Origin of the sequence: Desulfovibrio sp. 1214_IL3152, assembly GCF_036763055.1 — a bacterium.
In the GTDB taxonomy this organism is placed as follows: Bacteria; Desulfobacterota; Desulfovibrionia; order Desulfovibrionales; family Desulfovibrionaceae; genus Desulfovibrio.
Window position 1 is genome coordinate 1 of the sequence record NZ_JBAIYW010000057.1, and the last position, 1,830, is coordinate 1,830.

The 1,830-nt window shown below is 55.2% G+C and carries 4 protein-coding genes; 1 reads left to right on the forward strand and 3 read right to left on the reverse strand.

Annotated features, from left to right (window positions below):
- The coding region (locus tag V6C07_RS01070; RefSeq protein WP_333534550.1) for a hypothetical protein at positions 1–225 on the forward strand (225 nt) is incomplete at its 5' end.
- A 158-nt stretch (positions 226–383) separates the two neighbouring features.
- Here the strand turns inward: V6C07_RS01070 and fliQ are convergent.
- From fliQ to fliO, 3 genes are all read right to left on the reverse strand, one after another.
- Positions 384–653: a flagellar biosynthesis protein FliQ gene (gene fliQ / locus V6C07_RS01075; protein ID WP_012624021.1), complete on the reverse strand. Its 270-nt coding sequence runs from the start codon at positions 651–653 to the stop codon at positions 384–386.
- A 91-nt stretch (positions 654–744) separates the two neighbouring features.
- Positions 745–1,428, reverse strand: coding sequence for a flagellar type III secretion system pore protein FliP (gene fliP, locus V6C07_RS01080; RefSeq protein WP_291440306.1), 684 nt, complete (start codon positions 1,426–1,428; stop codon positions 745–747).
- A gap of 43 nt (positions 1,429–1,471) precedes the next feature.
- Positions 1,472–1,830 (reverse strand): flagellar biosynthetic protein FliO (gene fliO / locus V6C07_RS01085; protein ID WP_333534551.1); only part of this gene is annotated, 359 nt, incomplete at its 5' end.

Below are 1,830 nucleotides of genomic sequence, written 5' to 3' on the forward strand. Positions count from 1 at the left end.
TCTGGTCTGATCCGGGCCTACCGCCCGATCCGCCCACGCGGGCCGTTTGCGCCGCGCCCACTGCATCGGCAGGAAAAAGCGGAAATCCGCACTGCCTTACAGGCGTCACGGATGCGTACGCAGTCCAACTTACATACGCTTGCTGTTTCAGACAACAAAAAAAGGAAATGTCTTTGGCATTTCCTTTTTTTGTTAAAAAATAAAAGCTTTCTGAATTTTCTCTAGACTTGTCCTGATCCGCTCTTCCACCATCTGCATATGTGCCATTCTGTACACAGTACGGCTTATGCCAGTGCCGATACATGGAGCATCGCCTGCTGTTTGTCGAGCCGGAACCGTTCACCGGCAGCATTGAACCCGATACCGTTGCACCACATTTTCAATTACCGCACGTAGTTGGGGATATTGATAAAGACGTCGCGCGTGAAGGTGATCATGCGCTCCATAAGCCAGGGCAAGGCCAGCAGCAGGGTCAGAAACATGCAGACAATTTTGGGAATAAAGGTCAGCGTCATCTCCTGAATCTGGGTCGCAGCCTGAATGACGCTCACGATCACGCCCACGCCCAGCCCCACGCCCAGCATGGGCAGGGCCATCATAAGGCACAATTCAATGGCCTGGCGTCCGAAACCGATGACAAAATCAGGAGACATGGCGTAACCTCACAGGAAAATTTTGACACTGCCGCAACCGGCGGCCCATTTGATTCAAGATTGATGCCAGCCTGCTCAGGGCTGCGTCCGGTCAAAGCAGAAAACTGTTGACCAGCGAACCCACCAGCAGATTCCAGCCGTCAACCATCACAAAAAGCAGCAGCTTGAACGGCATGGAAACCATCATGGGCGGCAGCATCATCATGCCCATAGCAAGCAGCACGCTTGAAATCACCATATCAAGCACAAGAAAGGGAATGTAGATGAGAAAGCCGATGGTGAAGGCCGTTTTCAGTTCACTGATAACGTAGGCCGCCGCCAGAAGCATGGTGGGAACCTCTTCCTTGTTCTTCGGGGCTTCCATATTGCTGATGGAATAGAAGATGGAAAGGTCTTTTTCGCGCGTGTGCTTGAACATGAAGGAGCGCAGCGGGGCCTGGGCCTTGTCCAGAGCCTCCCTGTAGTCGATGCGCTCACTGAGGTAGGGCTGAAGGGCGTCGTCGTTGATCTGTTTGCCCACGGGGAACATGATCACAACCGTCATAAAAATGGCAAGACTTGCCAGAATCTGGGTGGGAGGCAGTTGCTGCACGCCCATGGCCTGGCGCAGAAAACTGAAAACAATAATGATGCGGGTAAAGCTGGTGACCGTAAGCATGATGGCCGGGGCCACGGAAAGGATGGTCAGCAGGAAGAGAATTTCCAGCAGGATGGAGACTTTTTCCGGCGATTTGGCGCCGCCCGCCAGGGTGAGCTGCAGGGTGGGCATAGCCATGTCCTGCGCGGCATGGGCCAGATGAGGCAGCCAGAAAAGAAGACTAGCGGCTGTCAGCCCCGCGAGACACTTCTTCCATGACGTGTTCAAAATCCTTGTTCTGCGGCTCATGCTGCGCCTGCTCCTCGGTCAGAAGGGTTATGTGCTGGTCGGTAACGCCCAGCAGCAACCTCCTATTCAAGAAGCGTACCACCATCAGCCCCTTGCGCGGCCCCAGCGGCAATTGCGCCTCCATGACCAGCGCCCCCTTGGGCAGCGCGCCGGGGCGCGGCAGAAAATTGAACTTGCCGAAGCGTCGCACAAGCCAGACCACCAGCCACAGTAAGGCCACCAGAAGAAAAAGTATGCCCACGGCCTGGGCATAGCCGCCCCACGAAAAAGAACTTCCGCCAAGGCTTGCCC